A 26,255-nucleotide genomic window follows, 5' to 3' on the forward strand; every position below is an offset into this window, starting at 1 on the left:
CGGGACAACGGCGCCGACCCTACCGCACCGCTCAGGCGACCCCGTCGAACAGGCTGGTCACGGACCCGTTCTCGAAGACCTCGCGGATGGTGCGGGCCAGCAGGGGGGCGATGGAGAGCACGGTGAGGGTGGGGAACTGCTTCTCCGGGCCGATGGGCAGCGTGTTGGTCACCACCACCTCGCGGGCCCCGCACTCGGCCAGCCGGGTGGCGGCCGGCTCGGAGAGCACCCCGTGCGTGGCGGCGATGATGACGTCGCGCGCCCCCGCCTCGCGCAGCACCCGCACGGCCCCGGCGATGGTGCCGCCGGTGTCGATCATGTCGTCGATGAGGATGCAGGTGCGGCCCTCGACCTCGCCGACCACGCGGTTGGACTTCACCTGGTTCGGCACCAGCGGGTCCCGGGTCTTGTGGATGAACGCCAGCGGGGCGCCGCCCAGGGTGTCGGCCCACTTCTCCGCCACCCGGACGCGGCCGGAGTCGGGCGAGACGACGGTGACGTCGCTGAGGCCGTAGTTGGTGGTGATGTGGTCGCACAGCTGGCTGGTGGCGTGCATGTGGTCGACCGGGCCGTCGAAGAAGCCCTGGATCTGGTCGGTGTGCAGGTCGACCGAGATGATCCGGTCCGCGCCCGCGGTCTTGAGCAGGTCCGCCACCAGCCGCGCCGAGATCGGCTCGCGGCCGCGGTGCTTCTTGTCCTGCCGGGCGTAGGGGTAGAAGGGCAGGATCGCGGTGATCCGCTTGGCCGAGCCCCGCTTCAGGGCGTCGATCATGATCAGCTGCTCCATGACCCAGTGGTTCAGCGGGGCGGGGTGGCTCTGCAGGACGAAGGCGTCGCTGCCGCGCACCGACTCGTCGAAGCGGACGAAGATCTCGCCGTTGGCGAAGTCCCGCGCCGTCTGCGGCGTCACCGGGATGCCCAGCTCGGCGGCGACCTGCTCCGCCAGCTCGGGGTGCGCCCGGCCGGAGAACAGCATCAGGTTCTTCTGGTTCTCGGCGGACAGTGCGCTCACGGGGCCTCGTTCTCCTCGGTCGGGTCGGTGTCGCTCGGGTCGGTGTCGGTCGGGGTGTCGCTCGGGTCTGTGGGGGCGCTGCCGGTGCGGGCCAGGGCGGCCTCGGCGGCGCGGGCGGCGGCCGTGCCCGGGCGGCGCGCGGCCACCCAGCCCTCGAGGGTGCGCTGCGGCCCGCCGGAGACGGCCAGCGCGCCCGGGGGCACGTCCTCGCGCAGCACCGTGCCCGCCCCGGTGTAGGCGCCGTCACCCACCGTGACGGGGGCGATGAACTTGGTGTCCGAGCCGGTGCGGACGTGGGAGCCGATGGTGGTGCGGTTCTTGCTCACGCCGTCGTAGTTGACGAAGACGCTGGACGCCCCGATGTTGGAGTGCTCGCCGATCTCCGCGTCGCCCACGTAGGTCAGGTGCGGCACCTTCGACGCGGTCCCGATGCGGGCGTTCTTGGTCTCGACGAACGTGCCAATCTTGCCGTCGGCGCCGAGGTCCGACCCGGGCCGCAGGTAGGCGTAGGGCCCCACGCTCGCGCCGTCGCCGATCCGCGACTCGACCGCGTGGGTGCGCACCACCTGCGCCCGTGCCCCCACCGTGGTGTCGGTCAGCGTGCAGTCGGGCCCGACGACGCTGCCCTCCCCGACCCGGGTGGTGCCGCGCAGCTGCACCCCGGGCAGCAGGGTGACGTCGCGCGCCAGCTCGGTCTCCACGTCGACCCACGTCGAGGCCGGGTCGGTCACCGTCACCCCGGCCCGCATCCAGCCCTCGAGGACGCGCCGGTTCAGCTCGGCCCCCGCCGCGGCCAGCTGCACCCGGTCGTTGACCCCCGCCACCAGCCAGGCGTCGGCCACGTGGGCGGCGTGCACCGGGTGCCCGGCCTCCCGGGCGTGGCGCAGCGTGTCGGTCAGCAGCAGCTCGCCCTGGGCGTTGTCGTCGTCGAGTCGCTCCAGCGCGGCGCGCAGCACGGCGAGGTCGAAGGCGTACACGCCGCTGTTGACCTCGGTGATCCCCCGCTGCGCCGCCGTGGCGTCCCGCTCCTCCACCACGCCCAGCACCGAGCCGTCGTCCGCGGACCGCTCGACGCGGCCGTAGCCGGTGGGGTCGGCCACCGTCGTGGTGAGCACCGTCGCCCCCGCGCCGTGGCCGTGGTGGGTCGCGACCAGGTCGCGCAGGGTGGCCGCGTCCAGCAGCGGGGTGTCGCCGCAGGTGATGACGACGGTGCCGGTGAGCTCCGCGGGCAGCTCGGCCAGGGCGCACGCGACGGCGTGCCCGGTGCCGCGCTGCTCGGCCTGCACGGCTGCCTGCAGCGGCAGGCCGAGCTGCAGGGCCAGCACCTGCAGCATCGCACCGACGAGCTCGCGGTCGTGGCCGATGACGGTGACCAGGCGCGACGCCCCCGACCCGGCCGCGGCGTGCAGCGCGTGGGAGAGCAGCGTGCGGCCGGCCAGGGGGTGCAGGACCTTCGGGGTGGCCGAGCGCATGCGGGTGCCCGCCCCCGCCGCCAGGACGACGACCGCGGCCGGCGCGGTCTGCGGCTGGTCGGGCACGGGGGCTCCTCGATCATCGGCGACGGTGTCGGTGCGGTGACCGACCCTAGTGGTCGCGCCCGGGCCTCCCCGCCACCCGCGGCCCCGGCCCCGGATCCGCCGCTGTCACACCCGCGGCTCCGCCGCCAGGATTCGAACCTGGACCATCTGAACCAAAATCAGAGGTGCTGCCCTTACACCACGGCGGACGGTGCTCCCGGGGGAGCGCGGGGATCATCCCACGCCGGGGCTAGGGTCGAGCCGATCCCGGCCCGCGGCACCGGGGCGGGGAGGCGGCGCGGTGACGGAGCGGGTGGTCGGGCGGACCCGCATGACCGGGACCGAGCGCCGCCACCAGCTGCTCACCGTCGGCCGCGCCGTGTTCGCCGAGAAGGGGTTCGACGGCGCGACCATCGAGGAGGTCGCCGCCCGCGCCGGGGTCAGCAAGCCCGTCGTCTACGAGCACTTCGGCGGCAAGGAGGGCCTCTACGCCGTGGTCGTGGACCGTGAGCGCACCGACCTGCTCGACCGCATGACCGAGGCCCTGTCCACCGGGCACGCCCGCGAGCGGCTGGAGAAGGCGGCCCGGGCGATCCTCACCTACGTCGAGGAGTCCGCCGACGGCTTCCGCATCCTCGTGCGCGGCTCCCCGGCCCACGCCACCGGCAGCTTCTCCAGCCTGCTCAACGACGTCACCAGCCGGGTGGAGCACATCCTGGGCGACGCGCTCGTCTCCCGCGGCCACGCCCGCTCCGGGTCGGCCATCCACGCGCAGGCGCTCGTGGGCATGGTCTCGCTGACGGCCCAGTGGTGGCTCGACGAGCGCGAGCCGTCCAAGGACGTGGTCGTCGCGCACCTGGTCAACCTCAGCTGGAACGGGCTGGCGAACCTGGAGGCCGACGACGACGCACCGTGATCGACATGGTCGTTCGAACGGGTGAGAAACCTGGTCATGTGGTGACGCAGCGTCGATGATGGATCCGCGGAGCCCGCCGGCCCCGCAGACGTGTGCTGCGGCGGCGCCGCAGGGACGGAGGTCAGCAGTGGTCGTGCAGGACGTGCGCAGGTCGGTCGCCCCGACCGGCCGGGCCGAGCCGCGGGTGCCGGCCCCCGTCCCCGCACCCCGCCGCGTCCCCGCCCCCGCCGTACAGCCCGCCCCGGCCGCCCCGGCCGCGACGCGCCGCGCCACCGCGTGGGAGCGGCGTTACCGCGGCGCCGTCGTCGTCGGCGACCTGCTGTCCCTGGTGCTGGCGACCGCCCTCGTGGCCCTGGTCTCGCCCACCCTGGAGGTCGGCGTCACCGGTGACGCCGCCCGCGTCCCGGCGCCGGTCACGGCCGTCGTCGTGCTGCTGACCACCGTGGTCTCCCTCGCCCTGCACCGCGCCTGGGAGCCCCGGGTGCTCGGCACCGGCCCGGAGGAGCTGGCCCGCCTCGTCCGCTCCGTCGTCAGCGTCGTCGCGGTGCTCGCCGTGGTCGCCTTCGGCCTCGAGCTCGACTCCGGCAGGCACTGGCTGTTCCTGGTCATGCCGCTGTTCGGCGTGGTCGCTCTCGTCGTGCGCTACGCGCTGCGCAAGGCGCTGCACGCCGCCCGCGCGCGCGGCCGGTACCTGCACACCGTGCTGGCCTGCGGGGACGCCGAGGCGGTCGCCGACCTCGTGGCCCGCACCCGTCGGGCCACCGAGGCCGGCTGGGAGGTGCGCGGGGTCTGCCTGCGCGAGATGAGCCGACGCGGCGACGACCCCCCGCCGGTGCGCCCCACCGACGTGGCCGGGGTCCCCGTCGTCGGCACCCCCGACGAGGTCGCGGCGCTGGTCCGCGAGCACGGCTACAGCGCGGTGGCCATCCTGCCCTCGTCCACGTGGACCCGGGCCCGCACGCAGGAGCTGGCCTGGGAGCTCGAGGGCAGCGGCGCCGAGCTGGTCCTCGCCCCCGTGCTCACCGAGGTGGCCGGCCCCCGGCTGCACGTCGCCCCCGTCTCCGGGATGCCGCTGATGCGGGTGAGCGCGCCGTACTTCTCCGGTCCGCGGAAGGTGGCCAAGACGGCGGTCGACGTCGTCGTGGCCGGCCTCGCCCTGCTCGCGCTCTCCCCGGTGCTGCTCGCCATCGCCCTCGCGGTGCGGCTCGACAGCCCCGGCCCCGCGCTGTTCCTGCAGGAGCGGGTGGGCAAGGACGGCCGCACCTTCCGCGTCGTCAAGTTCCGCACCATGGTCGTCGACGCCGAGGCGCGGCTGGCCGCGCTGGCGGCGGACAACCAGGCCGGCGGGGTGCTGTTCAAGCTGCGCCGCGACCCGCGCGTCACCCGGGTCGGCGCGGTGCTGCGGCGCTACTCCGTCGACGAGCTGCCCCAGCTGCTCAACGTGCTCACCGGCAGCATGTCGCTCGTCGGGCCCCGCCCGCCGCTGCCGTCAGAGGTCGCCCGCTACGAGTCCGCGGTGGGCCGCCGGCTGCTGGTCACCCCCGGCATGACGGGGCTGTGGCAGGTCAGCGGCCGCAGCGACCTCTCGTGGGAGGAGTCGGTGCGCCTGGACCTGCGCTACGTGGAGAACTGGTCACTGGCCCTGGACGCGACGATCCTGTGGAAGACCGTGGCCGCCGTGGTGCGACGTGACGGCGCGTACTGACACCCCGGCGGCGCCGGTCACCAGCACCCCCGCCGGCCCCACCGCCGGCCCTGCCGCCGCCCCCTCCGCCGACCCCGACGCGCACCGCTTCGCCCGCTCCGCCGCGGCGCAGGCCGAGCTGCACCGGCTGGTCCCCGGCGGGGCGCACACCTACGCCCGGGGCTCGGACCAGTACCCGGAGCACATGACCCCCGTGCTGGTGCGGGGCGAGGGCGCGCACGTCTGGGACGTCGACGGCAACGAGTTCGTCGAGTACGGCATGGGTCTGCGCGCGGTGACCCTGGGCCACGGCTACCGGCCGGTGCTCGACGCCGTCCGCGCGGTGCTCGACGACGGGCTGAACTTCACCCGCCCGACGACCCTCGAGCTCGACGCCGCCCGGGACCTCGTCGAGCTCGTCCCCGGCGCGGACATGGTCAAGTTCGCCAAGAACGGCTCCGACGCCACCACCGCGGCCGTCCGGCTCTCGCGGCTGGTCACCGGCCGGGACCGGGTCGCCGTGTGCACCGACCAGCCGTTCTTCTCCACCGACGACTGGTTCATCGGCACCACCGCCATGCCCGGCGGGGTGCCGCAGGAGGCGCGCGGGCTGACCACCGGGTTCGCCTACGACGACCTCGGCTCGCTGCGGACCGCGCTGGCCGGGCGCGACGTGGCCTGCGTGGTCATGGAGGCGGCCACCGCCACCCTGGAGCCGAGCCCCGGCTACCTGGCGGGGGTGCGGGCGCTGTGCGACGAGACCGGCACCCTGCTCGTGCTCGACGAGATGATCACCGGGTTCCGGTGGTCCGAGCGCGGCGCCCAGCACGTGCACGACGTGGTCCCCGACCTGTCCTGCTGGGGCAAGGCCATGGGCAACGGCTTCCCCGTCTCCGCCCTGGTCGGCCGGCGCGAGGTCATGGAGCGCGGCGGGCTCGGCACCGACGCCGAGCGCGCGTTCCTGCTGTCCACCACCCACGGTGCCGAGACGGTGTCGCTGGCCGCGTTCCGCGCGGTGGTCGCGGCCTACCGGCGCGAGGACCCGGTGGCGGCCATGGAGCGCGCGGGCCGCCGCCTCGCCGAGGGCGTCGAGCAGGTCTCCCGCGCCGCCGGCACCCACCCCCACGTGCGCACCCTGGGCCGGCCGTCCTGCCTGGTGTTCACCAGCACGGGCCCCGACGGAGCCCCGTCGCAGGCCTACCGCGCCCTGCTGCTGCAGGAGCTGCTGCGCCGCGGCGTGCTGGGGCAGTCGTTCGTCATCTCCGCCGCCCACACCGACACCGACGTCGACCGGACCGTCGAGGCCCTCGCGGGGGCCCTGACGGTCTACCGTCGGGCCCTCGACGCCGGGACCACCGACGGCCTGCTGCACTCGCGTCCCGTCGCCCCCGCCCTGCGCGCCCAGGCGCACCCCCGACGACTCCCGACAGGAGCCCCCCCGCAGTGACCCGGACCCACCCCGCCCTGGCCTGCCGGCTCTGCGGGTCGACCGAGCTGCACTCGGTGGTCGACCTGGGGGCCACCCCGCCGTGCGAGCTGTTCCTCGCCGCGGACGAGCTCGAGGCCCCCGAGATGACCTACCCGCTGCACCTGCGGGTGTGCGGGCAGTGCCTGCTGGCCCAGCTGCCGCCGCTGATCACCCCCGAGGAGACGTTCACCGAGTACGCGTACTTCTCGTCGTTCTCCGACTCCTGGGTCGCGCACAGCGAGCGGTTCGTGGCCGCGGCCGTCGAGCGGGCCGGGCTGGACGAGGGCTCGTTCGTCGTCGAGGTGGCCAGCAACGACGGGTACCTGCTGCAGCACAGCGTGGCCCGCGGCATCCGCAGCCTCGGCATCGAGCCGTCGGTCAACGTCGGGCAGGCCGCGCGGGACAAGGGCGTGAACACCCTCACCGCGTTCCTCACCCCGGAGACCGGGGCCGCGGTGCGCGCCGAGCACGGGCCCGCGGACTGGGTGGTGGCCAACAACGTCTACGCCCACATCCCCGACGTCGTCGGGTTCACCGAGGGCCTGCGCTCGCTCGTCGCCGACGACGGCTGGGTGGCCATCGAGGTGCAGCACCTGCTGACCCTGGTGCAGCTGGTGCAGTACGACACGATCTACCACGAGCACTTCCAGTACTACACCGTGGCGTCGGCGCAGCGGGCCCTGGCCACCGGCGGTCTGTCCCTCGTGGACGTCGAGCTGGTGCCCACCCACGGCGGCTCGATCCGGCTGTGGGCCAGGCCGTCCGAGGTGGCGGGCGCGCCGTCGGCCGAGGTGGCCCGGGTGCTGGCCGAGGAGGAGGCGGCGGGCCTGCACACCGTCGAGGGGTACCGGTCCTTCACCGAGGCCGTCACCCGGGTGCGCACCGACCTGCTGACGTTCCTGCTCACCGCCCGCGCCGAGGGCAAGCGGGTCGTCGGCTACGGGGCGCCGGGCAAGGGCAACACCCTGCTCAACCACTGCGGCATCCGCACCGACCTGCTCGAGTACACGGTGGACCGCAACCCCTACAAGCACGGCCGCTTCACCCCCGGCACCCGCATCCCCGTCCTGGCGCCCGAGCGCATCGCGGCCGACGAGCCCGACTACGTGCTGGTGCTGCCGTGGAACCTCCGCGACGAGATCACCGCCCAGCTGGCCCCCGTGCTCGCCGGCTGGGGCGGCAAGCTCGTGTTCCCGATCCCGACCCTGGAGGTGGTGTCCCCGTGAAGGTGGTCCTGTTCTGCGGCGGCTACGGCATGCGGATGCGCACCGGGGTGGCCGACGACCTGCCCAAGCCCATGCACCGGGTCGGCCCGCGCCCGCTGCTGTGGCACGTCATGCGGTACTACGCCCACTTCGGCCACACCGACTTCGTGCTCTGCCTCGGCTACGGCGCCCACCACGTCAAGGAGTTCTTCCTGCAGTACCGGGAGACGACGTCGAACGACTTCGTGCTCCGCCGGGGCGACGTCGAGCTGCTCTCCTCCGACATCTCCGACTGGACGGTGACCTTCGCCCACACCGGGCTGGAGTCGCCCATCGGGGAGCGGCTGCGGCGGGTGCGCGACCACCTCGACGGCGAGGAGGTGTTCCTGGCCAACTACGCCGACGTGCTCACCGACGCCCCGCTGGACCGGATGGTCGACACCTTCACCGCCTCCGACGCCGGCGCGTCCATCATGGTGGTGCCGCCGCAGAGCAGCTTCCACTGCGTCGAGATGCCGTCGGACGTGCCCGACCTGTCCGATCAGCGGGCGGGCGCGATCGTCGCCGCCCGCACCCTGCCGGTGTGGGAGAACGCCGGCTACTTCGTGCTGCGCCAGGAGGTCTTCGACCACCTCCCGGAGAACGGCGACCTCGTCGAGGACGGGTGCGGGGCGTTCGCCCGGCAGGGCCGGCTCATGACCCAGCCCTACCGCGGCTTCTGGCAGCCGGCGGACACGGTCAAGGAGCGCACCGCGCTGGAGGCCGCGTACGCCGCGGGCCGTCGCCCCTGGGCGCTGTGGGAGGACGACGTGGCCCGCGGCGACCGCGAGCCGGTGGTGGCCCTGTCCGACGAGATCAACCAGCCCGCGCGCGAGGGGTGAGCCCGGCGGTGAGCGGGCCCACCGCGCTGGACCCCGCCGGGCTGGCGCTGCTCGGCGCGCACTGCGACGACGTCGCCATCGGGGCGGGGGCCACCCTGCTCGGCCTGTGCACCGCCCGGCCGGGGCTGCGGGTGGACGTGCTCGTGCTGACCGGCGGCGGCACGGCCCGGGAGGACGAGGAGCGCGTCGCGCTGGCCGCGTTCTGCCCCGGGGCGCAGCTCGCCGTCACCGTGCTGGACCTGCCCGACGGGCGCGTGCCCACCCACTGGGAGCGGGCCAAGGAGGCGGTGCGCGCCTTCCGGGGCGGGCTGACCGGGGACCGCGAGCCCGACCTGGTGCTCGCCCCCGCCGGCCACGACGCCCACCAGGACCACCGGACGCTGGCCGCCCTGGTGCCCACCGAGTTCCGCACCCACCAGGTGCTGGGCTACGAGATCCTCAAGTGGGAGTCCGACCTCGCCCAGCCGCGGGTCCTGGTGCCCGCCAGCGAGTCCGACGCCCGCGCCAAGCCGGCCCTGCTGCACGAGCACTACCCCTCGCAGCGCGCCCGCACCTGGTTCGACGACGACGCCTTCCTCGGCCTCATGCGGGTGCGCGGCGTGCAGGCAGGCACCAGGTTCGCCGAGGGCTTCCACGCCGAGAAGGTCGTCCTCGCACCCCGTCCCGCACCCCAGAACCACCACTAGGAGGTCCACCGTCGTGAAGGTCCTGCTCACCGGTCACCAGGGGTACCTGGGCACCGTCATGGCCCCCGTGCTCACCGCCGCCGGGCACGAGGTGACGGGGCTCGACTCGGGCCTCTTCGCCGACTGCGTGCTGGGGCCGCTGCCCGAGGCGCCCCCGGGGCTGGCGCTCGACCTGCGCGACGTCACCCCCGCCGACCTCGCCGGGTTCGACGCCGTCGTCCACCTGGCGGCGCTGAGCAACGACCCCCTCGGCGCGCTGGCCCCCGAGATCACCTACGACATCAACCACCACGCCTCCACCCGGCTCGCCCGGGCCGCGAAGGAGGCCGGGGTGTCGCGGTTCCTCTACGCCTCGACCTGCTCGGTCTACGGCGCCTCCGGCGGGGCGGGGCTGGTCACCGAGGACGCCGCGCTGGCCCCGGTGACCCCCTACGCGGAGTCCAAGGTGCGGGTGGAGGACGACCTGCGCGAGCTGGCCGACGACTCCTTCAGCCCGACCTCGCTGCGCAACGCGACCGCGTTCGGGTTCTCCCCGCGGCTGCGCGCCGACATCGTGCTGAACAACCTCGTCGGGCACGCGGTGCTCACCGGGACGGTGCTGGTGCTCTCCGACGGCACCCCGTGGCGCCCGCTCGTCCACGCCCGCGACATCGCCGCCGCGTTCACCGAGACCCTCGCCGCGCCCCGGGACGCCGTGCACGCCCAGGCGTTCAACGTCGGGCACCCGGCGAACAACGTCACCGTCGCCGACATCGCGCAGACCGTCGTCGACGCGGTGCCCGGCTCCGTCCTCGAGGTGACCGGCGAGGCCGGCGGGGACCCGCGCAGCTACCGGGTCGACTTCTCCCGCATGGCCGCGGCCGTCCCCGGCTACGTCCCCGCGTGGACGGTGCCCGACGGCGCGGCCGAGCTCGCCGCGGCCTACCGCGAGCACGGGCTGACCGAGCAGTCCTTCCACGAGCGGTTCACCCGGCTCGCGGTGCTCAAGGCTCGGCAGGCGGCCGGTGAGCTCGACCCCGCGATGCGGGTGCGGTGAGGGCCCTACGCCGGCAGGGCGGCGCGGAGCTCGGCGAAGCTGCCCAGCGCGGCGTCCCGCTCGCTGACCTGCCCGGGCGGGGAGGGCCAGGCGATGCCGAGGTCCGGGTCGTCCCACCGGACGCCGAGGTCGGCGGACGGGTCGTGCTCGGCGTCGATGCGGTAGCAGACGTCGGCGTCGGTGAGGGCGAGGAAGCCGTGCAGGAACCCCGCGGGCACAGCCAGCACGTGGAAGCTCTCGTCGTCGAGCCGGAACGCCTCGTGCCGGCCGAAGGTGGGGCTGTCCGGGCGCACGTCGACCACCACGTCGTGCACCACGCCCCGCGCGCAGCGCACCAGCTTGGCCTCGCCCCGCCCGGAGCGGGTGTGCATCCCGCGCAGCACCCCCGCCCGGGAGCGGGACTGGCTGTCCTGCACGAACGACGCCGGGTCGAGCCCCGCGGCCGCCGCGGTGGCCGCGTCGAAGGTGCGGGTGAACAGCCCGCGGTCGTCCCGGTGCGGGGTGGGCACCAGCAGCAGCACCCCGGGCAGCGTCGTCTCGCGCGTCTCCATGCCCCCAGTCTGGCCGACCACCCCGGGGCCCGGGCGTGAGCGCGGCCCCGCCCGTCCCGCCGTGCCGCTGGTGCGGGGCGGTGACCGACGTCGTCCTCGACCTCGGGGAGCAGCCCGCGGCCGACCACTTCCCGGCCCCGGCCGACCCGGGGCCCGACCCGGTGTTCCCGCTGCGCATGCTGCTCTGCCGCGGCTGCGGGCTGGCCCAGCTGGCCGAGGACCCGACGGTGCCCGACGAGCCGCGGGCGGTGGAGCCGCAGGCGCTGCGCGACCAGGCCGTCGAGGCCGTGGGCCGCCTCGTCGCGGCGGGGGTGCTGCGCCCGGGGGACGACGTGCTCGAGTTCGGCAGCCCGCACGGCGGGTCCTGGGAGGTCCCGCTGACCGGGGCGGGGCTGCGCTGGCGGGGTGCGGGCCCGGACGGCCCCGACGAGCCCGCCGCGGTGGTCGTCGACGTGTTCGGGCTGATGCACGACGCCGACCAGCGGGCGGCGCTGGCCCGGCGCACCGCGGCCGTCGCCCCGGGCGGGGTGCTGCTGGTGCAGGTGCACTCGCTGGCCACGATCCTGGCCCAGGGGCAGTGGAACGCGCTGCGCCACGGCCACACCGCCTACTACTCGGTGCCCGCGCTGGTGGCCATGGCCGCGGACGTGGGCTGGGTGCCCACGGGCGTCGGGCGCTACGCCCTCTACGGCGGCACGGTGCTGCTCGAGCTGCGCCGCGAGGGCGACCGCGCCGGGGACGGCCCGCCCGCCGAGGTGGCGGCGCTGCGCCGCGCCGAGCTCGACGCCGGGGTCTGCACCGCCGCCGTGGTCTCGGGGCTCGGTGCCGCCGCCACCGAGCGGGTCGCGGCCCTGCAGGCCCACCTGGCGGCCGCCCGGGCGTCCGGGCGGCGCGTGCTCGGCTACGGCGCGGCGTCGCGGGCGGTGGCGCTGCTGGCGGCGGTCGACGCGGGGGCGCTGGCCGGGGTCGTCGACGCCTCGCCGGCCAAGCAGGGCCGGTGCCTGCCCGGCTCCCGGGTGCCGGTGGTGGCGCCGGAGGTGCTGCGGGCGGACCCCCCCGACGAGGTGCTGCTCATGGTCCCCGACCTGCTGGCCGAGGTCCGGGCCGCCTACCCGGAGGTGGAGGCCCGCGGCGGGAGCTGGACCGTGGTGGACGAGCTGGGCCGCACGCCCTGACGGTGCGGCCCGCGTCCGGGTGACGGGGTGGGCCGGGTCTGCGAACCCACGGCGCCGGCCACCCCGACGAGCACCGCGAACAGGGTGCTGATCTGGACGAACCCGCCGGTGTCGAGCACCAGGCGGATGACGGCCAGCGCCACCAGGGCGCCGGCCACCCCGGTGGCGAGCTCGCCGAGCCGGGCGTCCCCGCGCCGGCGCAGCAGCACCACGATGGCGCCGAGCAGCAGCACCACGGAGACGGCCAGGCCGAGCACGCCGGCGGTGAGCAGCGTCGTCAGGTAGTCGTCGTCCAGCGTCGGCTGCCCCGGCAGGCTGCGGCCCGGGCCGGTCCCGAGCCAGGGGGAGCGGGAGAAGTTCTGCGCCACGAAGTCCCGGCCCAGCGCGCGGGAGTACAGCGAGGAGTCCGGGTCGCCCGCCACGACGATCGACAGCAGCGCCGTCACCTGCGAGGAGCCGGCGACGAGGAGCCCGACGAGACCGGCGACGGCGGCACCGGCCACGGCCAGGGTGCGCCGCAGCGGCCAGCACAGCCCCATCACCAGCAGGGCCGCGGCCAGGCCGACCACGGCGCTGCGCGACACCGACGACGTCGCTGCGGCGAGGCACAGCGCGGCGGCCAGGAACGCGGGCCAGCTGCGCTCGGCGCGGCGGCGGGCGTCGAACGCCACGCCCAGGCAGACCGGGGTGAGCACCGTCATGAGCGCGCCCATCTCCAGCGGGTGCCCGGAGGTGCCCTGGGTGCGGTCGACCCCCTGGCGCAGCAGGCCCCCGATGGTGTCGTCAAGCGCCGCCGCCTCGGTGAACCCGGGCGGCTTGAGCAGCTCGGCCACCTCGGTGCCGGTGGCGGCGGAGAGGACCGCGACGAGCCCGGCCAGGCCCGCGGCGAGCACGAGCCAGCGCAGCAGGGTGCGCACCGCGCCCGGGGTGCGCAGCACCGCCATCGTGAACAGGCTCAGCAGGGTGAGGGAGAGCGCGTTGAGCAGGGTGCCGTCCGGGTCGTCACCCTGCACGGGCAGCGCGACCGACCGGCTCGCCTGCGCCCAGCCCAGCAGCGACACCACGACGGCGGCCACGAGCGCGAGCGCGAGCGGGTGGCGCGCCCCGACCACGCCGGGGTCGCGGGCGAGCAGGGCCAGGACCCAGAGCAGGGCGGCGACGAGCACCAGCACCTGGGCCGGGGACATGCCCAGCCCGGTGTGGGGGATGCGGAACGCCTGGCGCAGCACGAGCAGGAGCACCACCAGGGCGGGCAGCAGCCAGGTGGTGGCCCGGCTCGCCCACGACGCCCTGGCGGTGCCGGTGCCGGTGCGCGACCCGGTGCTCGGGCGCGTGCGGACCCGGGTCGTCACGACGACGGCTCGTCGTCGACCTCCCGGCCGCCGACCGCCCGCCCGTTGACCTCGTGCCCGTTGACCTCGTGGCCGTTGACCCCGTGGCCGTTGGCCCCGTGGCCGTCGACCTCGTGGCCGTTGCGGCCGACGAGCACGGACTCACGCACGTCGGCCGGTGGGGCGTCCGCGGTCGGCGTCGAGGCGGGTGCGGTCCCGGCCGTGGTCCCCGCGGCCCTCGTCGTGGTGGTCTTCCTCGCGGAGGCCCTGGTCGTGGTGGTCTTCCGCGCGGGTGCCTTCGCCGCCGCCGCCTTCGTCGCGGGTGCCTTCGCCGCGGGTGCCTTCGCCGCCGCCGTGGTCGTCTTCTTCGCCGCCGCCTTGGTCGCCTTCGTGGCGGGAGCCTTCGTCGCCGGCGCCGCGGCCCCGGTCGCGGCGGTCCTCGCGGGGGCCTTCTTCGCCGGGGCCTTCCTCGCGGGCGCGGCGGGGGTGGTGTCGCCCAGGCGGGCCGCGGTGCCGCCCGGGGTGGTGGCCGCGGTCGCCGCCGCCACGCTGCGGTGCCGGGCCGGCGTGCGGCTGCCGTCCTCGGCCGCCGCGTCCGGCGCACCGGGGCCGTCCGGGCCGCCGGCCGGCGCGGGCTCGGGGGTGGGCGTCGGGTCGGCCGGGGGGTCGACCTCGGGCGGCTCGGGCTCGCCCCGGCGGCGGGCGGAGTCGAGCGCCAGGGCGGCGAGCACGCTGAGCAGCAGCACGGCCGCACCGACGCCGGCCCCGGTCTTGACCCCGCCCGCGCCGGCGGCGGTCGCGGGGGTGGGCGGCACCGTGACCTCCGAGCGCACCAGGGCAGAGGTGAACGCGACGCCCGCGCGCTGCTGGAGGTCGACCAGCTCGGTGCCGAACTCGTCCAGGACGGCCTGGGCGGTCGCCTGGGCCGCGTCGGCCGACGGCGCGGTGGCCGTGATGGTGACCGTGCTGGTCATGACCTCGGAGCGGAGCTCGACGTTGCTGACCTCGTACGTGCCGCCCGTCAGGTCGCCGATCCGCTCGCGCACCGACTCCGCGCTGAGGGCGTCGGACATGATCGAGGCGGACTGCGAGGTGGCGGACCCGAGCTGCAGCAGCGGGTTCGAGGGGGCCTCGGCCGTCGAGAAGTTCGGCGGGATGAGGGTCACCTTGGCGGTGGAGGTGTACGAGGCCGCCGCCGTGCCCGCGGCGAGGACCCCGAGGACGGCCGCGACGACGACGCCCGCGACGACGACGTACCACCGTCGCCGCAAGGCCTGACCGATCCGCGCAACATCCACCGTGAGCTCCCTGTCCTCGACACCGAGAGTAGCGGCGACCCCCCGGGCCACCCCAGCACTACCACTCGTTCGCGTGAGACCTGCGTCGCGGTTCCCCGCGCAGCCCGGGAGGGCCCCGCCGGGCGTCGGTACGCTCGGTGACGATGACCCGCCCCGTGCCGCGCGGCCCGAGCCGTCGGGCACTGCTGCGCGGTGCCGGGGCCGCCCTGCTCGCCGCCACCGCCGCCGCCTCCGGGGTGCGGCCCGGCAGCCCGGCCGGTGCCGCCGCCGCGGCCGGCCCCGCCCCGGCCGGGTCCGGGGGGCTGTCGCTGCTGCGCTTCGCCTACAGCGGTGACACCGACGGCCCCGGGGCGCAGCGGTTCCAGTGGCAGGGGCTGCAGGGCGACCTCGCCCGACCCGCCGGGGTGGCCACGGTGCTCGTCTACGCGACCGCCGTGGAGCGCCGGGACGACCCGGCGGGCACCACGCAGTGCCTGCCCCCGGCCGAGGTGGCGGACCGGTGGCGGCTGCGCGACACCCGCGGCGACGTCGTCACCCGGGCCGGCGGCGACGTTGCCCTCGACGTCGGCGACGCCGCGCTGCGCTCCCGCGCCGCGGACTTCCTCGTCGCCAAGTGCCGCGCCGACGGGTGGACCGGGGTGCTGCTCGACGAGGTCAACGCCGAGTTCGGCTGGGGCTGGCCGGGGGCCGTCCCGGCCCGGTACCCGACCCCGCAGTCCTGGCAGGCCGCCCAGCAGGGCTTCGTGGCCGCGCTCGGGGACGCGCTGCGGGGGGCGGGGCTGAGCCTGGCGGGCAACGTCGCGCAACCGCTGTGGCCCGAGTTCTGCCTCGCGCTGGCCGCGGGGGGGATGGAGCCGGTGGTGGAGAACTTCGTCGCCGGGCGGGTCGGCCCCGCCGGGTACCTCACCGCCCGGGGCGGCGGCTGGGAGGCGCGGCTCGCCTGGGTCGAGCGGGCGCAGGCCGTGACGAGCCGGGTGGTGCTGCACGACACCCAGACCGACGAGGCCGCGATCCGCTACGGGCTCGGGTCCTTCCTGCTCGTCGACGACGGGTCCGGCGTGTACGGCGCGAGCGTCGCCTACGACGCCGACCCCCCGTTCCCCGACGCCTACCGCGCGGCGGGGGGCCTCGGCGCCCCGCGGAGCTCCCGCACGGAGGTCGCCCCCGGGGTGTGGGCGCGGGACTTCGCCGGGGGCCGGCTGGTCGTCAACGCGACCCGCGCTGACGTGGAGGTCGCGGGGACCGCGGTCCCGGCCACGGACTCGGTCCTGCTCGCCTCCTGAGGCCGTCGGGACGCCCGACACCCGGTGTGGTCACACGCACCACAGCAGCCCCAGTGGTCCCGCGGTGTGTCACCCGATCAGGTGACAGGTCGCAGGGGGCCTTCCGGGGCGCTGACCCAGGGTGAGGTTGTTCCCCCTGGTAAACACTCTTGTCAAGCAAGATCGCCCGATCGTGTCAGACTCGACTTGTGACCTGGGCGGATGCCGCCTACCGTGCCACCTTGCGTGTTCGGTTCATCACATTCGGTGATCGCGGGGAGCGCACGCGGAGGGGCGGAGCCATGACGGTGCACGGCGACCTGGGGACGACGCACGGCGGGGCCGGCGGCGCGGTGCTCGCGCCGCGACCGGGAGGCCTGAGCCGTCGCCGCTTCCTGCAGCTGGGGGCGGTGGCCGGGGTCGGCGCGGCGCTGCCGCTGGGCTCGCTCGCGTCCGCGGCCGCGTCGGGTCCGGCGTCCACCCAGGCCGTGGGGGCGCTGGCCGGCTACGAGCCGACCTTCCTGCGCTTCGCGTTCTCCGGGAACCCGGCCTCGAGCGGCACCACGCGCTGGCAGTGGCAGGGCCTGCAGGGCAACCTCGCCCGGCCCAGCATGAGCAGCGTCCCGGAGCAGTTCGTCTACGCCACCGCGGTCCAGCGACCCGGGGACGACCAGGGCGTCACCCAGTGCGTGCGCCCGGGCGACGTGCGGCCCGAGTGGCTGCTGCGCACCGGCTCGGGGCAGGTCATCTCCCGCAGCGGTGACTCCGCGCTCGACGTGGGCAACGCGGCGTTCCGCAGCGCGGCCGCGGCCTTCCTGGTCGCCAAGTGCCGCTCCCAGGGCTGGTCCGGGGTGCTCCTCGACGAGGTCAACGCCGACTTCGGCTGGGGCTGGTCGGGTGCGGTCCCCGCGGGCTACCCCACCCCGGCGAGCTGGCAGACCGCTCTGCTCGGCTTCGTGCAGTCCCTGGCCGCGGCGCTGCGCTCGGCCGGGTTCAAGCTGGCGGGCAACCTCGGCACCGTGGTGCCCGGATACCTCTCCTTCGCCCAGGGCACCGTACGAGCCGGGATGATCCCCAACTCCGAGTTCTTCGTCGCCGGCAGCTCGTCGACCCCCGTGGCGTCGACGGAGAACGGCGTGTGGCCGGCGCAGGTGGCGTGGCTGGAGTGGGCGCTGGCCAACAGCACCGCTGCGACGGGGGCCGGCACGACGGTCCTCATCCACGACAAGCAGGACGACGCCGCCCGCGCCTGCTACGGCCTGTCGACCTTCCTGCTCGTCGACGACGGCACCGGGGCCTACGGCGCCGACACCGCCTACTCGGCCTCGACCCCCTACCCGCCCTGCTTCGACCAGGCCCTCGCGCTGGGCGCGCCGACCGGGGCCCGCACCCAGGTGGCCGCCGGGGTGTGGCGACGCAGCTTCACCGGCGGCTCGGTGGTGGTCAACACGCGCACGTCGATCCAGACCTACCAGGGCGTGAGCTACGCGCCGACGTCCGCGCAGATCCTGCTCGGCGCGACCACCACGCCCCCGACCACCCCGCCGACGACCCCCCCGACCACGCCGCCGCCGCCCCCGCCGGTGACGACCACGCCCCCGCCGCCCCCGCCGGTGACGACCACGCCCCCGCCGCCGCCCCCCACCACGCCGCTCAACCTCTTCCAGCTGCTGCTGGAGTGGCTGCGCCGGCTGCTCGGCCTCTAGCCGGGACCGACCCGGGCCGTCGCCGGCGGCGCCCGGCGGGGCACACTGGCGCCGTGCGCCCCCACCGCCCGGTCCGCGTCCTCATGGCGGGCAACGGCCCGGGCGGGCTCGGCGGGGTGGCCACCGTGGCGCGGTTGTTCCGGGAGCACGCGGGCCCGTTGGACGGGGTCGACCTGCGCTACGTCGAGACCTACCGGGACGGCCCGCCCGTGCTGCGGGTCGCCGTGTTCGCGCGCGGGGCGGCGACCGCGCTGGCCCTGCTGGCCGCCCGCCGGGCCGACGTCGTGCACCTGCACGTCACCGAGCGGGCGAGCCTGGTGCGCAAGGGCCTGCTGGCCCGCGCCGCCCACCGCCTGGGCGTCCCGGTCGTGCTGCACTGCCACGGCGCAGAGTTCGCCGACGAGCTCGCCGTGATGCCGCCCCGGCGCCGCGCCGCCCTGCGCGGCGTGTTCGCCCGGGCCGACGACGTGGTGGTCCTGGGGGACGCCGCGGTGGCGAGCGTCGTCGAGGCCGGGGCCCGCCCCGAGCGGGTCCGCGTGGTGGCCAACCCCGTCGAGCTGCCGGACGCCGTGCCCGCCCGGCCGCCGGGGGACCGCGTGCCCGCCCTCTTCCTGGGCCGGCTCAGCGAGCGCAAGGGCGTGCCCGACCTGCTGGCCGCGGTCGCGGCGCTCGACCCGGCGGCACGGGACCGCCTCGACCTGCGGCTGTTCGGCGACGGACCGGTGACCGAGGTGGCCGAGCAGGCCCACCGGCTGGGCCTGGACGGGTCCGTCTCGGTGCGCGGCTGGCTGGACCCAGCGGCGCGCGACGCCGAGCTGGCGCGGGCCGAGGTGTTCGTGCTCCCCAGCTGGAACGAGGGCCTGCCCATGGCCCTGCTCGAGGCGATGGCGTGGGGCGTCGTCCCCGTCGTCACCCCGGTGGGGGGCATCCCCGCCGTGGTCGTCGACGGGGTCAGCGGGCTGCTGGTGGCCCCGGGGGACCGCGCCGGGCTCCGCGACGCGCTGGCCGGCCTGCTCGCCGACCCCGCCCGGCGGGCGGCGCTGGGGGCGCGGGCCCGCGAGGCGGCCGCGCGCCACGACGTGACCGGCTACGTGCTGGGGTGGCGCTCGGCGTGGGAGTCGTTGGCCGCCGCGGCGTGAGGGCCCGCCGCCCGGTCCTCGGCCCGGCGACGCGGGTGCACCGGCAGCGGGTCGGCCACGTCCCGGCGGACCCGCGCCCGGAAGACGGGGATGCCGATGACGTAGCGGGCGAACAGCCGGCGCGGCTCCAGCAGCAGCCGGAACGCCCACTCCAGGTGCACCGCCCGCACCCACCGCGGGGCCCGCGCGACCTCGCCCGCGGCGAAGTCGAGGAACGCGCCCACCGCCAGGCCGACGGTCGCGCCGGTCGCCGGCAGGTGCTCGTCGAGCCACCGCTCCTGGCGGGGGTTGCCCATGGCGACCAGCAGCAGGTGCGGCCGGCTGGCGCGCACCTGCGCCGCCACCCGCTCCGAGCGCTCGAGGTCGAAGTAGCCGTGGTCGGCGTAGCAGACCCGCAGCCCGGGCAGCCGCTGGCGCAGCGCGACCGCGGCCCGCTCGGCGACCCCGGGGGCGGCACCGAGCAGCGCGACGCGCCAGCCGCGCTCGGCGGCCCGCTCGAGCAGCAGCGGGGTGAAGTCGGTGCCGTTGAGGTTCTCGGTGAACTCCGAGCCCTTCGCGCGGGCCGCCCACGACACGCCCGCACCGTCGTTGAGCACGAGCGCGCAGCGGCGCAGCACGTCGCGCACGCCGGGGTCGGTGGAGGCCAGGGTCAGCAGGTGGGCGTTGGCGAACGCGATCGCGCCCGGGGCGCCGCGCTCCACCATCGAGCTGACCCGGTCCAGCGCCTGCGGGGTGCTCAGCACGGGGACCCCGACGCCGAGCACCGCCACCACCTCCGGGTGGGTGCGCCGGTCGACCGGCACGCCCGGCGGCAGCTCGACCGGGTCGGTCGCGCGGCGTCGACGACGTCGCTCCCCGGGGGGCATGGACATCGGGCGTGGTCTCCTCACGTGGTGGCCGACCCGGTGCCGGGGCGGCTCGGGGCGTCCGGGCTGCCGACGGCCGGGCGGGGGCCGGACCCCCGGGCGGTGGCCCGGCCACCAGTGTGCCGGGCGACGAGGGCGGCGACCTCGTCCAGGTACTCGGGCATGCCGCGACCACCCGAACGGGTGACGAGGGCCTCCCGCAGCGCGCGCTGCCGGGCCGGGTCGGCGAGCAGCGCGTCGACCGCCGCGCGGAGCGCGGCGGGGTCACCGGGCTCGACGAGCACGGCGCACGACGGGTCGACGTAGTCCGCGACGCCGGCCACCCGCGAGACCACCAGCGGCGTGCCCGCGTCCGCGGCGTTCATCACCCGCACCTGGCCGATGCTCGCGCCCGTCTCCGGCACCGCGACCACGTAGGCGGTGGCCGCGCGGACCTCGGCGGCGTGCTGCTCCTGCGGCACCTCGACGAGCACACGGGCCCCGACGGGGTCGAGGAGGCGGTGCACCCGCTCGGCGTCGTCCGCCGCGCAGACCGCGGTGACCTCCCACCCGGCGTCGGCCGCCGCGCCGGCGAAGGTCTCCCAGTCCGTGCGCCGCCCGGAGCACAGCACGCGCCGCCCGCCGTCGACCCGCTCGGGCAGCGCGGTCCCGGACGTGCTGCGGGCCGGCCACGGGACGTGGTGGAAGCGGCCCACCGGGATGCCGTGGCTGGTGGCGCACGCCGCCCGCTCACCCTCGGTGAGGACCTGCGCGGCGAGCAGGGTGCGGGGCAGCAGCCCGCGGCGCAGCACGGTGAACAGCACGCGGCGCAGCGGGGCGAGCCGTCCCCCGCCCGCCGGGGGGTGGGCGATGTACTCCAGCAGCACCAGCCGGCGCCGGGCCGCCACGCCGCCCACCGCCACCAGCGTGCGGGTGCCCGCCGCCGGGTTCGTCGTGACGAGCACCGCGCCTCGGGCGACCACCAGCAGCAGCAGCGCGCGCGCCACCCCGGAGCGCGCGGCGAGGGTGCGGGCCGGGTTGGGCAGCCGGGCCAGCACGTCGTCGGCGGTGGCCGTCGCGGTCAGCCGTGCGGCGAGCTCCGGGCCGTACCAGGTGTCGACGACGACGGCGGGTGCACTCACCGCGGCGCCCCGTGGGCGGCGAGGGCCTCGGTCAGGGCGGTGACGTAGGCGTCGGCCATGGCCCCGACGGTGAACAGCTGCTGCTGGCGCTCCCGGGCGGCCGCCGCGCGCCCGGCCAGCGACGTCGGGTCGGCCACCACGTCCCGCAGCGCGGCGGTCCAGCCCGCGGAGTCCCCCGGCGCCACCACGACCCCGGCGCGGCCGTGGTCGAGCAGGTCGGGCACCGCGCAGACCCCGGCGGCGACGACGGGCACGCCCGCGGCCATCGCCTCCACGACGACCAGCGGGAAGGCCTCGGTCTCGCTCGGCACGCACAGCACGTCGAGCTGCGGGAACGCGTCGTCGGGGCCCGGCGACCACCCGCGCCAGCGCACCTGCCCGGCCAGCTCCGGCGGGGTCAGCGCCTCCAGGCGCGCCCGGTCCGGCCCGTCGCCGAACACGTCCAGGGTCCAGCTGCCCCCGGCCAGCGGGGCCAGCGCTGCCACCAGCTTGTGCGGGTTCTTGTGCTCCACCAGCCGGCTGAGCATGCCCAGGCGCACCGGGGTGCGCGGCGCGGGGCGCGGCGGGCGGGCCTCGTGGGGCACCCCGTTGGGAGCCAGCCAGGTCGGGGTGGGCAGCTCCTGGTCGGCGGTGAGCTCGGCCAGGTGGGTGGGGGAGAGCGCGATCATGCCGTCCGCGCGGCGGATCGCGGCCGCCAGCCGCGGCGGGTAGGTGCCCCCAGGCAGCGGGGGCTCGTGGCTGGCCACCAGCCACACCGGCCGCCGCCGGCCCCGCCGCGTGCGGGTCAGCCCGAGGGCGAACCCGGCCTCGGTGTTGGTGATGCCGGTCACGAGGACGGTGAGGCGGTCACCCGTGTCGAGCCCGCTGGGCCACGGCTGCCACCACGGGGAGAGCACCACCCGCACCCGCGGGTCGACCTCGCGCTGCAGCGGGCCCAGGTCCTGCAGGCAGACGATGGTCACGGGGTAGCCGCGCCCGGCGAGCTCGCCCGCCAGCTGCACCCGCTGGCGCTCCGCCCCGCCGCGGCACAGCTCGTTGGTCGTCAGCACCACGTGCGGCAGGCCCGGCGCCCCGTCGGGCGTGCCCCGGCGGCCGCGCTTGGACCGCTGCGCGCGCTCGAGCAGCGCGGTGGCGGCGAGGAAGCGCGCCCCCGGGCCGGTGTTGCCCGCCCCCAGCAGCACCGCGTGGTGGTTGCGCAGCAGGTCCGCGCTGCGCCGGCCGGCCGCGGCGCTGTCGCCGACCGTGCCCTGCGCGGCGTGGCGCACGTGGGGCTCGTCGACGAGGCGCAGCCGCCAGCCCGCCGCCCGGGCCCGGCGCTGCAGGTCCGCCTCCTCCGCGTAGACGAAGAACCGCTCGTCGAACCCGCCGAGGGAGTCCCACGCCTCCCGGGACACCAGCAGCGCGCAGCCGGTGAGGTAGCCGTCGACCTCGTCGGGCGCGGTGCGGTGCAGCTCGCTGAGCGGGGTGCCGCGCAGCCGCTCGGAGTAGCCGAGGTGCGAGACCACGGCCCGCAGCGCGGTCTGCTCGCGGCGGGCCACGTCGAAGGCGGGCCGGTCGCTGCCCGGCTCGACGACGGCGGGGGAGACGACGGCGACGTCGCCGACCAGGGCGGCGCGGCAACGGCCCAGGTCCCCGGTCAGCTCCGCGTCGGGGTTGAGCAGCAGCAGCGGCCGGCCCTGCCCGGCCCCGGTGGCGGCCCGCGCGGCCAGCCCGTTCACCGCGGCCCCGAAGCCCACGTTGCGCGGGGAGAAGGTCCAGTCCACCCCGGGGGTGCGCGCGGCCAGCTCCCGCACCGCGGGGGTCCCGTCGGAGGCGTTGTCCCACACCAGCACCGGGCTGCCGGGCAGGTGCTCCGCGACGGAGGCCAGGCAGGTCTCGAGGAGGTCGGCCCGCCGGTAGCTGACGACGAGGACCGCAGGCGACGCGCTCACGGGGCGTCCCGGTCCGGCACGGGCCGGCCCAGCCGGGCGCGCACCAGGTCGAGCGCCTCGGTCGGCACCGCCCGGGCGAGCAGCGCCAGCACGGCCACCGCGGCCCCGCCGACGAGGATCTCCACCAGCAGCCCGCGGCCGGCCACGAGGCCCACCAGCAGGGCCGCGGCCACGCTGACCACGAGCATCCGCGCGACCTGCTCGAGCGGGAACACCCCGGGGCGCAGCCGGCCCAGCAGGACCGCCCCCGCGACCAGGCCGGTGCCCTGCGAGACGACCATGGCCACGCCGGCCCCCAGCGCGCCCAGGTGCGGCACGAGGACCACGTTGAGGGCGATGTTGATGGCCAGGTTCACCAGCGAGAGCCGCAGCAGGAAGTTCTGCCGGTGCAGCGAGACCAGCGCGCCGGTGAGGTGCTGGTTGAGGAAGCCGATGGCCACCCCGACGAAGAACAGCCGCAGCACCGGGGTGGCGGCGTCGACGAACTCCGTCCCGGAGAAGGCCAGCAGGATCGGCCGGGCCAGCGGCACCCCGAGCACCGCGATGGGCACCGCGACCACGAGCAGCAGCCGGTAGCCGAGCCGCACCACCCGGTCGAAGCGCGCCAGGTCCGCCGCCGCCCACCGGGTCAGCGTGGACAGGGTGGCGGCGGCGAAGACGGCCGAGATGACGTCGAGGTTGAACGCCAGCTGGTAGGCCACGCCGTAGGCGCCGACCTCCGACGGGGTCGAGAGCCAGGACAGGATCGCCCCGTCCGCCCGCCAGTAGAGGATGCCCACCACGAGGATGACGGTGAACGGGACGCCCTCGCGCAGCAGGTCCAGCGCCGCGGCCCGCTCGAAGCGGGGACGCAGCCGCTCGAGGCGCCGCGCGCTGAGCATGGTGAAGAAGAGCTTCGACAGCGGCGTCACCAGCTGCACCGCGGCCATCGCGAGCAGGCCCAGGTCGAGGTGGACCACGGTGGCCGTGGCCGCCAGGCCCAGCACCCGGGCGGTGAGGTCCGCCGCCGACGCCGCCCCGAAGCGGACGTGGACCATGAACACCGGGTCGTAGCTCTTCGCCCACGCGGTGGCCACCAGGCCCAGCGAGATGATCGCGACGGCCGCCTGCGCCTGCGGCCGGTCGTGGTAGACGACGAGCCCGGCCAGCACGCTCAGGCCCACCAGCGGCAGCCCGATCACGGCCTTGACGCCCAGGCTCACCCCGACCAGGTGCGCCAGCTCGCCGCGGTCCGCGGTGACGCGGCGGGTGATGACCGTGGTCAGCCCGAGGTCGGTGCCGATCTCGAACAGCCCGACGAAGACGATCGCGGTGGTGAGCAGGCCGTAGCCGGTCAGCCCCAGGTAGCGCGTGCTCAGCGCCAGGGTGGCCACGGAGGCGACGAGGGCGACGGCGCGGGCGCCGAACTGCACCACCACGCCCCGCGCGACGGCCTCCGCCCTGCTCTCCACGCGGCCACGCTACGTCACCACCGCGGTCACCCCGCGGTGATCTCGGTCGAACGTCCGACATCGCCCCGGCGGGCACGGCCGATAGGGTCGGCGCCGGGCCGGGGGACTGCGGGACGGGACGGGACAGGGGTGCGTCGTGGGGGGACGGGAGCCGGGCGGCGGGGCGCTGCGGGTCCGCGTCGAGCTCGCCCGTGACCTCGACGCCGCCGACTGGGCGCAGCGGCACGCCGCCGACGTCGTGCCCGACGCCGCGCCCTACGGCCTGGACCGGATGGCGGCGCACGGCGTCGAGGCGGTGTTCCGGGCCCCGCTGCGCGGCCGGGCGCTGCCCCGGGTGGCCGGCAAGGTCCGTGACCGCGCGGCGGGCGTCGAGCTGGTGCCCGCCCTCGTGGACCGGGTGCGCCGGGGCGGGGACGCGGGGGTCGACGCCGTGCTCTGCATGGACGAGCGCACCGGGGTCGCCGCGGCGCTCCTCGGCGGCCGCGGCACCCCGGTGCTGACCGGCATCGCCTGGCTCGACGACCCCGCCGACCTCACGCCGCGCTACCGGGCCGCCGTCCGCCGGGCCCTGCCCCGCACGGCCGGGGTGTGGACCAACGTCGCGCCGATGGTGCCGCGGCTGGTCGCGGCGTGGGGGCTGCCCGCCGACGAGGTGCACCACCTGCCGCTCGGCATCGACGCGGACTTCTTCCCCGCGCAGCCCTGGCCCGACGGCACCGGCCTCGTGGTCAGCGCGGGCGAGGACAGGATGCGCGACCACGCCACGCTCGTCGACGCGGTGCGCCGGGTGCGGTCCCGGCACCCGCAGACCCACCTGGAGATCGCGACGAGCCTGCCCCTCGCGGCGGGCCCCGACCTGGCCACGGTGCACCGGGAGCGGATGAACGGCCGGATGCGCGACCTCTACCGGCGCGCGACCGTGGTCGCGGTGGCGCTGCACCCCACCCCGCTGGGCTCGGGGCTGACCGTGGTGCTCGAGGCGCTGGCCTCCGCCCGGCCGGTCGTCGTCACCGACAACCCCGGGGTCGACGAGTACGTCCAGCACGGGGTGACCGGCCTGCTCGTCCCGCCCGGTGACCCGGCCGCCCTGGCCGACGCGCTGGCTGGGCTGCTGGCCGACCCGGAGCGGGCCCGGGAGATGGGGCGGCGCGGCCGGGCGGCCGTCGAGTCCTGCTGGACCACCGAGCACATGGCCGCGGGCCTGGCGGACCTGGTCCGCGCGACGGTGCGGCGCGGGTGAGACGCGACCGACCGCTCGACCCCCGCACCGGCCTGGCGGTGGCCCGCGTCGCCCCGCGCCGGGTGCGCCGTGCCCTCGACCGCCGCGGGCTGCCCGGCTGGGACGCCCCGCTGGGCCCCGTGCGCGTCGACGACGCGCTGGTGACGCTGCGGACCCCGCGGCTCACCGACGCCGCGGCGTGGCGGGCGGAGCGGCTGGCGCTGCGGGCCGAGCTCGAGCCCTGGTGGCCGGTGCGGCGCAGCTGGGACGCCGACCACGACGGGCTGGCCTGGACGGGCTGGTGCACCGCGGCCCGCGCGGCGGCCCGCCGGGGGCTGGCGCACCCGTTCGTGCTGCTCGTCGACGGTGAGCTGCGCGGGCAGGTCGGGGTGGACGCGGTCGACCTCGGCACCAGCACCGGGGAGCTCTCGTTCTGGGTCGACACCGCGGCCGTGCCGCGGGGCACGGCGGCGGTCGCCCTCGCCCTGGTCGCGCTGCGGGCGCTGCAGTCGCCCGTCGCGGTCCGCCGCCTCGTCGCCCCCGTGGCCGTCACCAACCCCCGGCCCGGCCGCACGCTCGCCCGGCTCGGGTTCACCCCCGAGGTGACGCTGCGCGAGTACCGCGCCACGTCCGCCGGGCGCACCGACCACGTGGTGCACACCCTGCACGCCGGGCCGGGCACGCTGGAGCACCTGCGGTCGGTGGTCCACGAGGCGTCGCGGACGGCCGCGGTCGGCCTGGGCGCACCGCCGCCGTCGACGGCGCAGCGGGGCCGGGCGGCGGCCCTGCGCGGCCGGCTC

The 26,255-nt window shown here is 76.7% G+C and carries 22 protein-coding genes and 1 tRNA gene; 13 read left to right on the plus strand and 10 right to left on the minus strand.

Features of this window, described 5'->3' with window-relative positions; all coding sequences use genetic code 11:
- Window positions 1–31: 31 nt before the first annotated feature.
- From ACYVOF_RS18745 to ACYVOF_RS18755, 3 genes are all read right to left on the minus strand, one after another.
- Window positions 32–1,012: a ribose-phosphate diphosphokinase gene (locus tag ACYVOF_RS18745; protein ID WP_460869194.1), complete on the minus strand. Its 981-nt coding sequence runs from the start codon at window positions 1,010–1,012 to the stop codon at window positions 32–34.
- Window positions 1,009–2,550, minus strand: coding sequence for a bifunctional UDP-N-acetylglucosamine diphosphorylase/glucosamine-1-phosphate N-acetyltransferase GlmU (gene glmU / locus ACYVOF_RS18750; protein WP_460869196.1), 1,542 nt, complete (start codon window positions 2,548–2,550; stop codon window positions 1,009–1,011). The genes ACYVOF_RS18745 and glmU overlap by 4 nt, the downstream gene beginning before the upstream one ends.
- A 117-nt stretch (window positions 2,551–2,667) precedes the next feature.
- Window positions 2,668–2,738, minus strand: a tRNA-Gln gene (locus ACYVOF_RS18755).
- Window positions 2,739–2,860: 122 nt separating this feature from the next.
- Here ACYVOF_RS18755 and ACYVOF_RS18760 point away from each other — a divergent pair.
- The 7 genes from ACYVOF_RS18760 (at window position 2,861) to ACYVOF_RS18790 (ending at window position 10,405) form a co-directional block, all read left to right on the plus strand.
- Entirely contained in the window at window positions 2,861–3,445 is a 585-nt protein-coding gene (locus tag ACYVOF_RS18760) for a TetR family transcriptional regulator (RefSeq protein ID WP_460869198.1), read from the plus strand.
- Window positions 3,446–3,578: 133 nt separating this feature from the next.
- On the plus strand, window positions 3,579–5,150 hold the full coding sequence (locus ACYVOF_RS18765) for a sugar transferase (protein ID WP_460869200.1): 1,572 nt from the start codon (window positions 3,579–3,581) through the stop codon (window positions 5,148–5,150).
- Window positions 5,134–6,576: a glutamate-1-semialdehyde 2,1-aminomutase gene (locus tag ACYVOF_RS18770; protein WP_460869202.1), complete on the plus strand. Its 1,443-nt coding sequence runs from the start codon at window positions 5,134–5,136 to the stop codon at window positions 6,574–6,576. The genes ACYVOF_RS18765 and ACYVOF_RS18770 overlap by 17 nt, the downstream gene beginning before the upstream one ends.
- 17 nt (window positions 6,577–6,593) lie before the next feature.
- Window positions 6,594–7,823 (plus strand): methyltransferase domain-containing protein, encoded by a 1,230-nt coding sequence (locus ACYVOF_RS18775; RefSeq protein ID WP_460869240.1) that lies wholly within the window; start codon window positions 6,594–6,596, stop codon window positions 7,821–7,823.
- Window positions 7,820–8,683, plus strand: coding sequence for a glycosyltransferase family protein (locus tag ACYVOF_RS18780; protein ID WP_460869204.1), 864 nt, complete (start codon window positions 7,820–7,822; stop codon window positions 8,681–8,683). Before ACYVOF_RS18775 ends, ACYVOF_RS18780 begins: the two co-directional genes overlap by 4 nt.
- Window positions 8,684–8,691: 8 nt before the next feature.
- Window positions 8,692–9,369: a PIG-L deacetylase family protein gene (locus ACYVOF_RS18785; protein ID WP_460869206.1), complete on the plus strand. Its 678-nt coding sequence runs from the start codon at window positions 8,692–8,694 to the stop codon at window positions 9,367–9,369.
- Between the two features lie 13 nt (window positions 9,370–9,382).
- Window positions 9,383–10,405, plus strand: coding sequence for an NAD-dependent epimerase/dehydratase family protein (locus ACYVOF_RS18790; protein ID WP_460869208.1), 1,023 nt, complete (start codon window positions 9,383–9,385; stop codon window positions 10,403–10,405).
- A gap of 5 nt (window positions 10,406–10,410) precedes the next feature.
- Here ACYVOF_RS18790 and ACYVOF_RS18795 read toward each other — a convergent pair whose 3' ends face one another.
- Window positions 10,411–10,956 carry a dTDP-4-dehydrorhamnose 3,5-epimerase family protein gene (locus ACYVOF_RS18795; RefSeq protein WP_460869210.1) on the minus strand — a complete coding sequence of 182 codons (546 nt, stop codon included), beginning with the start codon at window positions 10,954–10,956 and terminating at the stop codon, window positions 10,411–10,413.
- Between the two features lie 35 nt (window positions 10,957–10,991).
- Between ACYVOF_RS18795 and ACYVOF_RS18800 the strand changes: the two genes are divergently transcribed.
- Window positions 10,992–12,131, plus strand: a complete 1,140-nt coding sequence (locus ACYVOF_RS18800; protein WP_460869212.1) for a transferase — start codon at window positions 10,992–10,994, stop codon at window positions 12,129–12,131.
- Here ACYVOF_RS18800 and ACYVOF_RS18805 read toward each other — a convergent pair.
- Window positions 12,065–13,483: an O-antigen ligase family protein gene (locus tag ACYVOF_RS18805; RefSeq protein ID WP_460869214.1), complete on the minus strand. Its 1,419-nt coding sequence runs from the start codon at window positions 13,481–13,483 to the stop codon at window positions 12,065–12,067. The genes ACYVOF_RS18800 and ACYVOF_RS18805 overlap by 67 nt on opposite strands.
- Window positions 13,480–14,760, minus strand: a complete 1,281-nt coding sequence (locus tag ACYVOF_RS18810; RefSeq protein ID WP_460869216.1) for a hypothetical protein — start codon at window positions 14,758–14,760, stop codon at window positions 13,480–13,482. The genes ACYVOF_RS18805 and ACYVOF_RS18810 overlap by 4 nt, the downstream gene beginning before the upstream one ends.
- Before the next feature lie 143 nt (window positions 14,761–14,903).
- Here ACYVOF_RS18810 and ACYVOF_RS18815 point away from each other — a divergent pair, with 143 nt between their 5' ends.
- From ACYVOF_RS18815 to ACYVOF_RS18825, 3 genes are all read left to right on the plus strand, one after another.
- Window positions 14,904–16,043 (plus strand): putative glycoside hydrolase, encoded by a 1,140-nt coding sequence (locus ACYVOF_RS18815; RefSeq protein WP_460869218.1) that lies wholly within the window; start codon window positions 14,904–14,906, stop codon window positions 16,041–16,043.
- A 281-nt stretch (window positions 16,044–16,324) separates the two neighbouring features.
- On the plus strand, window positions 16,325–17,728 hold the full coding sequence (locus ACYVOF_RS18820) for a putative glycoside hydrolase (RefSeq protein ID WP_460869220.1): 1,404 nt from the start codon (window positions 16,325–16,327) through the stop codon (window positions 17,726–17,728).
- A 53-nt stretch (window positions 17,729–17,781) separates the two neighbouring features.
- Entirely contained in the window at window positions 17,782–18,867 is a 1,086-nt protein-coding gene (locus ACYVOF_RS18825; RefSeq protein WP_460869222.1) for a glycosyltransferase family 4 protein, read from the plus strand.
- Here the strand turns inward: ACYVOF_RS18825 and ACYVOF_RS18830 are convergent.
- Genes ACYVOF_RS18830 through ACYVOF_RS18845 form a run of 4 tightly spaced genes read right to left on the minus strand, consistent with a single transcriptional unit; the run spans window position 18,816 to window position 24,236 of the window.
- Window positions 18,816–19,739 carry a WecB/TagA/CpsF family glycosyltransferase gene (locus ACYVOF_RS18830; RefSeq protein ID WP_460869224.1) on the minus strand — a complete coding sequence of 308 codons (924 nt, stop codon included), beginning with the start codon at window positions 19,737–19,739 and terminating at the stop codon, window positions 18,816–18,818. The two genes, ACYVOF_RS18825 and ACYVOF_RS18830, sit on opposite strands and share 52 nt — an antisense overlap.
- Before the next feature lie 14 nt (window positions 19,740–19,753).
- Complete coding sequence (locus ACYVOF_RS18835; protein WP_460869225.1) at window positions 19,754–20,854, minus strand: glycosyltransferase; 1,101 nt, start codon at window positions 20,852–20,854, stop codon at window positions 19,754–19,756.
- Complete coding sequence (locus tag ACYVOF_RS18840; protein WP_460869227.1) at window positions 20,851–22,785, minus strand: glycosyltransferase; 1,935 nt, start codon at window positions 22,783–22,785, stop codon at window positions 20,851–20,853. Before ACYVOF_RS18840 ends, ACYVOF_RS18835 begins: the two co-directional genes overlap by 4 nt.
- Window positions 22,782–24,236, minus strand: a complete 1,455-nt coding sequence (locus ACYVOF_RS18845; protein ID WP_460869229.1) for a flippase — start codon at window positions 24,234–24,236, stop codon at window positions 22,782–22,784. Before ACYVOF_RS18845 ends, ACYVOF_RS18840 begins: the two co-directional genes overlap by 4 nt.
- A gap of 136 nt (window positions 24,237–24,372) precedes the next feature.
- Between ACYVOF_RS18845 and ACYVOF_RS18850 the strand changes: the two genes are divergently transcribed.
- The gene (locus tag ACYVOF_RS18850; RefSeq protein WP_460869231.1) at window positions 24,373–25,476 is read left to right on the plus strand and encodes a glycosyltransferase family 4 protein; all 1,104 of its coding nucleotides are present in this window, start codon (window positions 24,373–24,375) and stop codon (window positions 25,474–25,476) included.
- On the plus strand, window positions 25,473–26,255 hold a 783-nt coding region (locus ACYVOF_RS18855), incomplete at its 3' end, for a GNAT family N-acetyltransferase (RefSeq protein ID WP_460869233.1). The genes ACYVOF_RS18850 and ACYVOF_RS18855, both read left to right, overlap by 4 nt.

Source organism: Rhodococcus aerolatus (assembly GCF_054783215.1).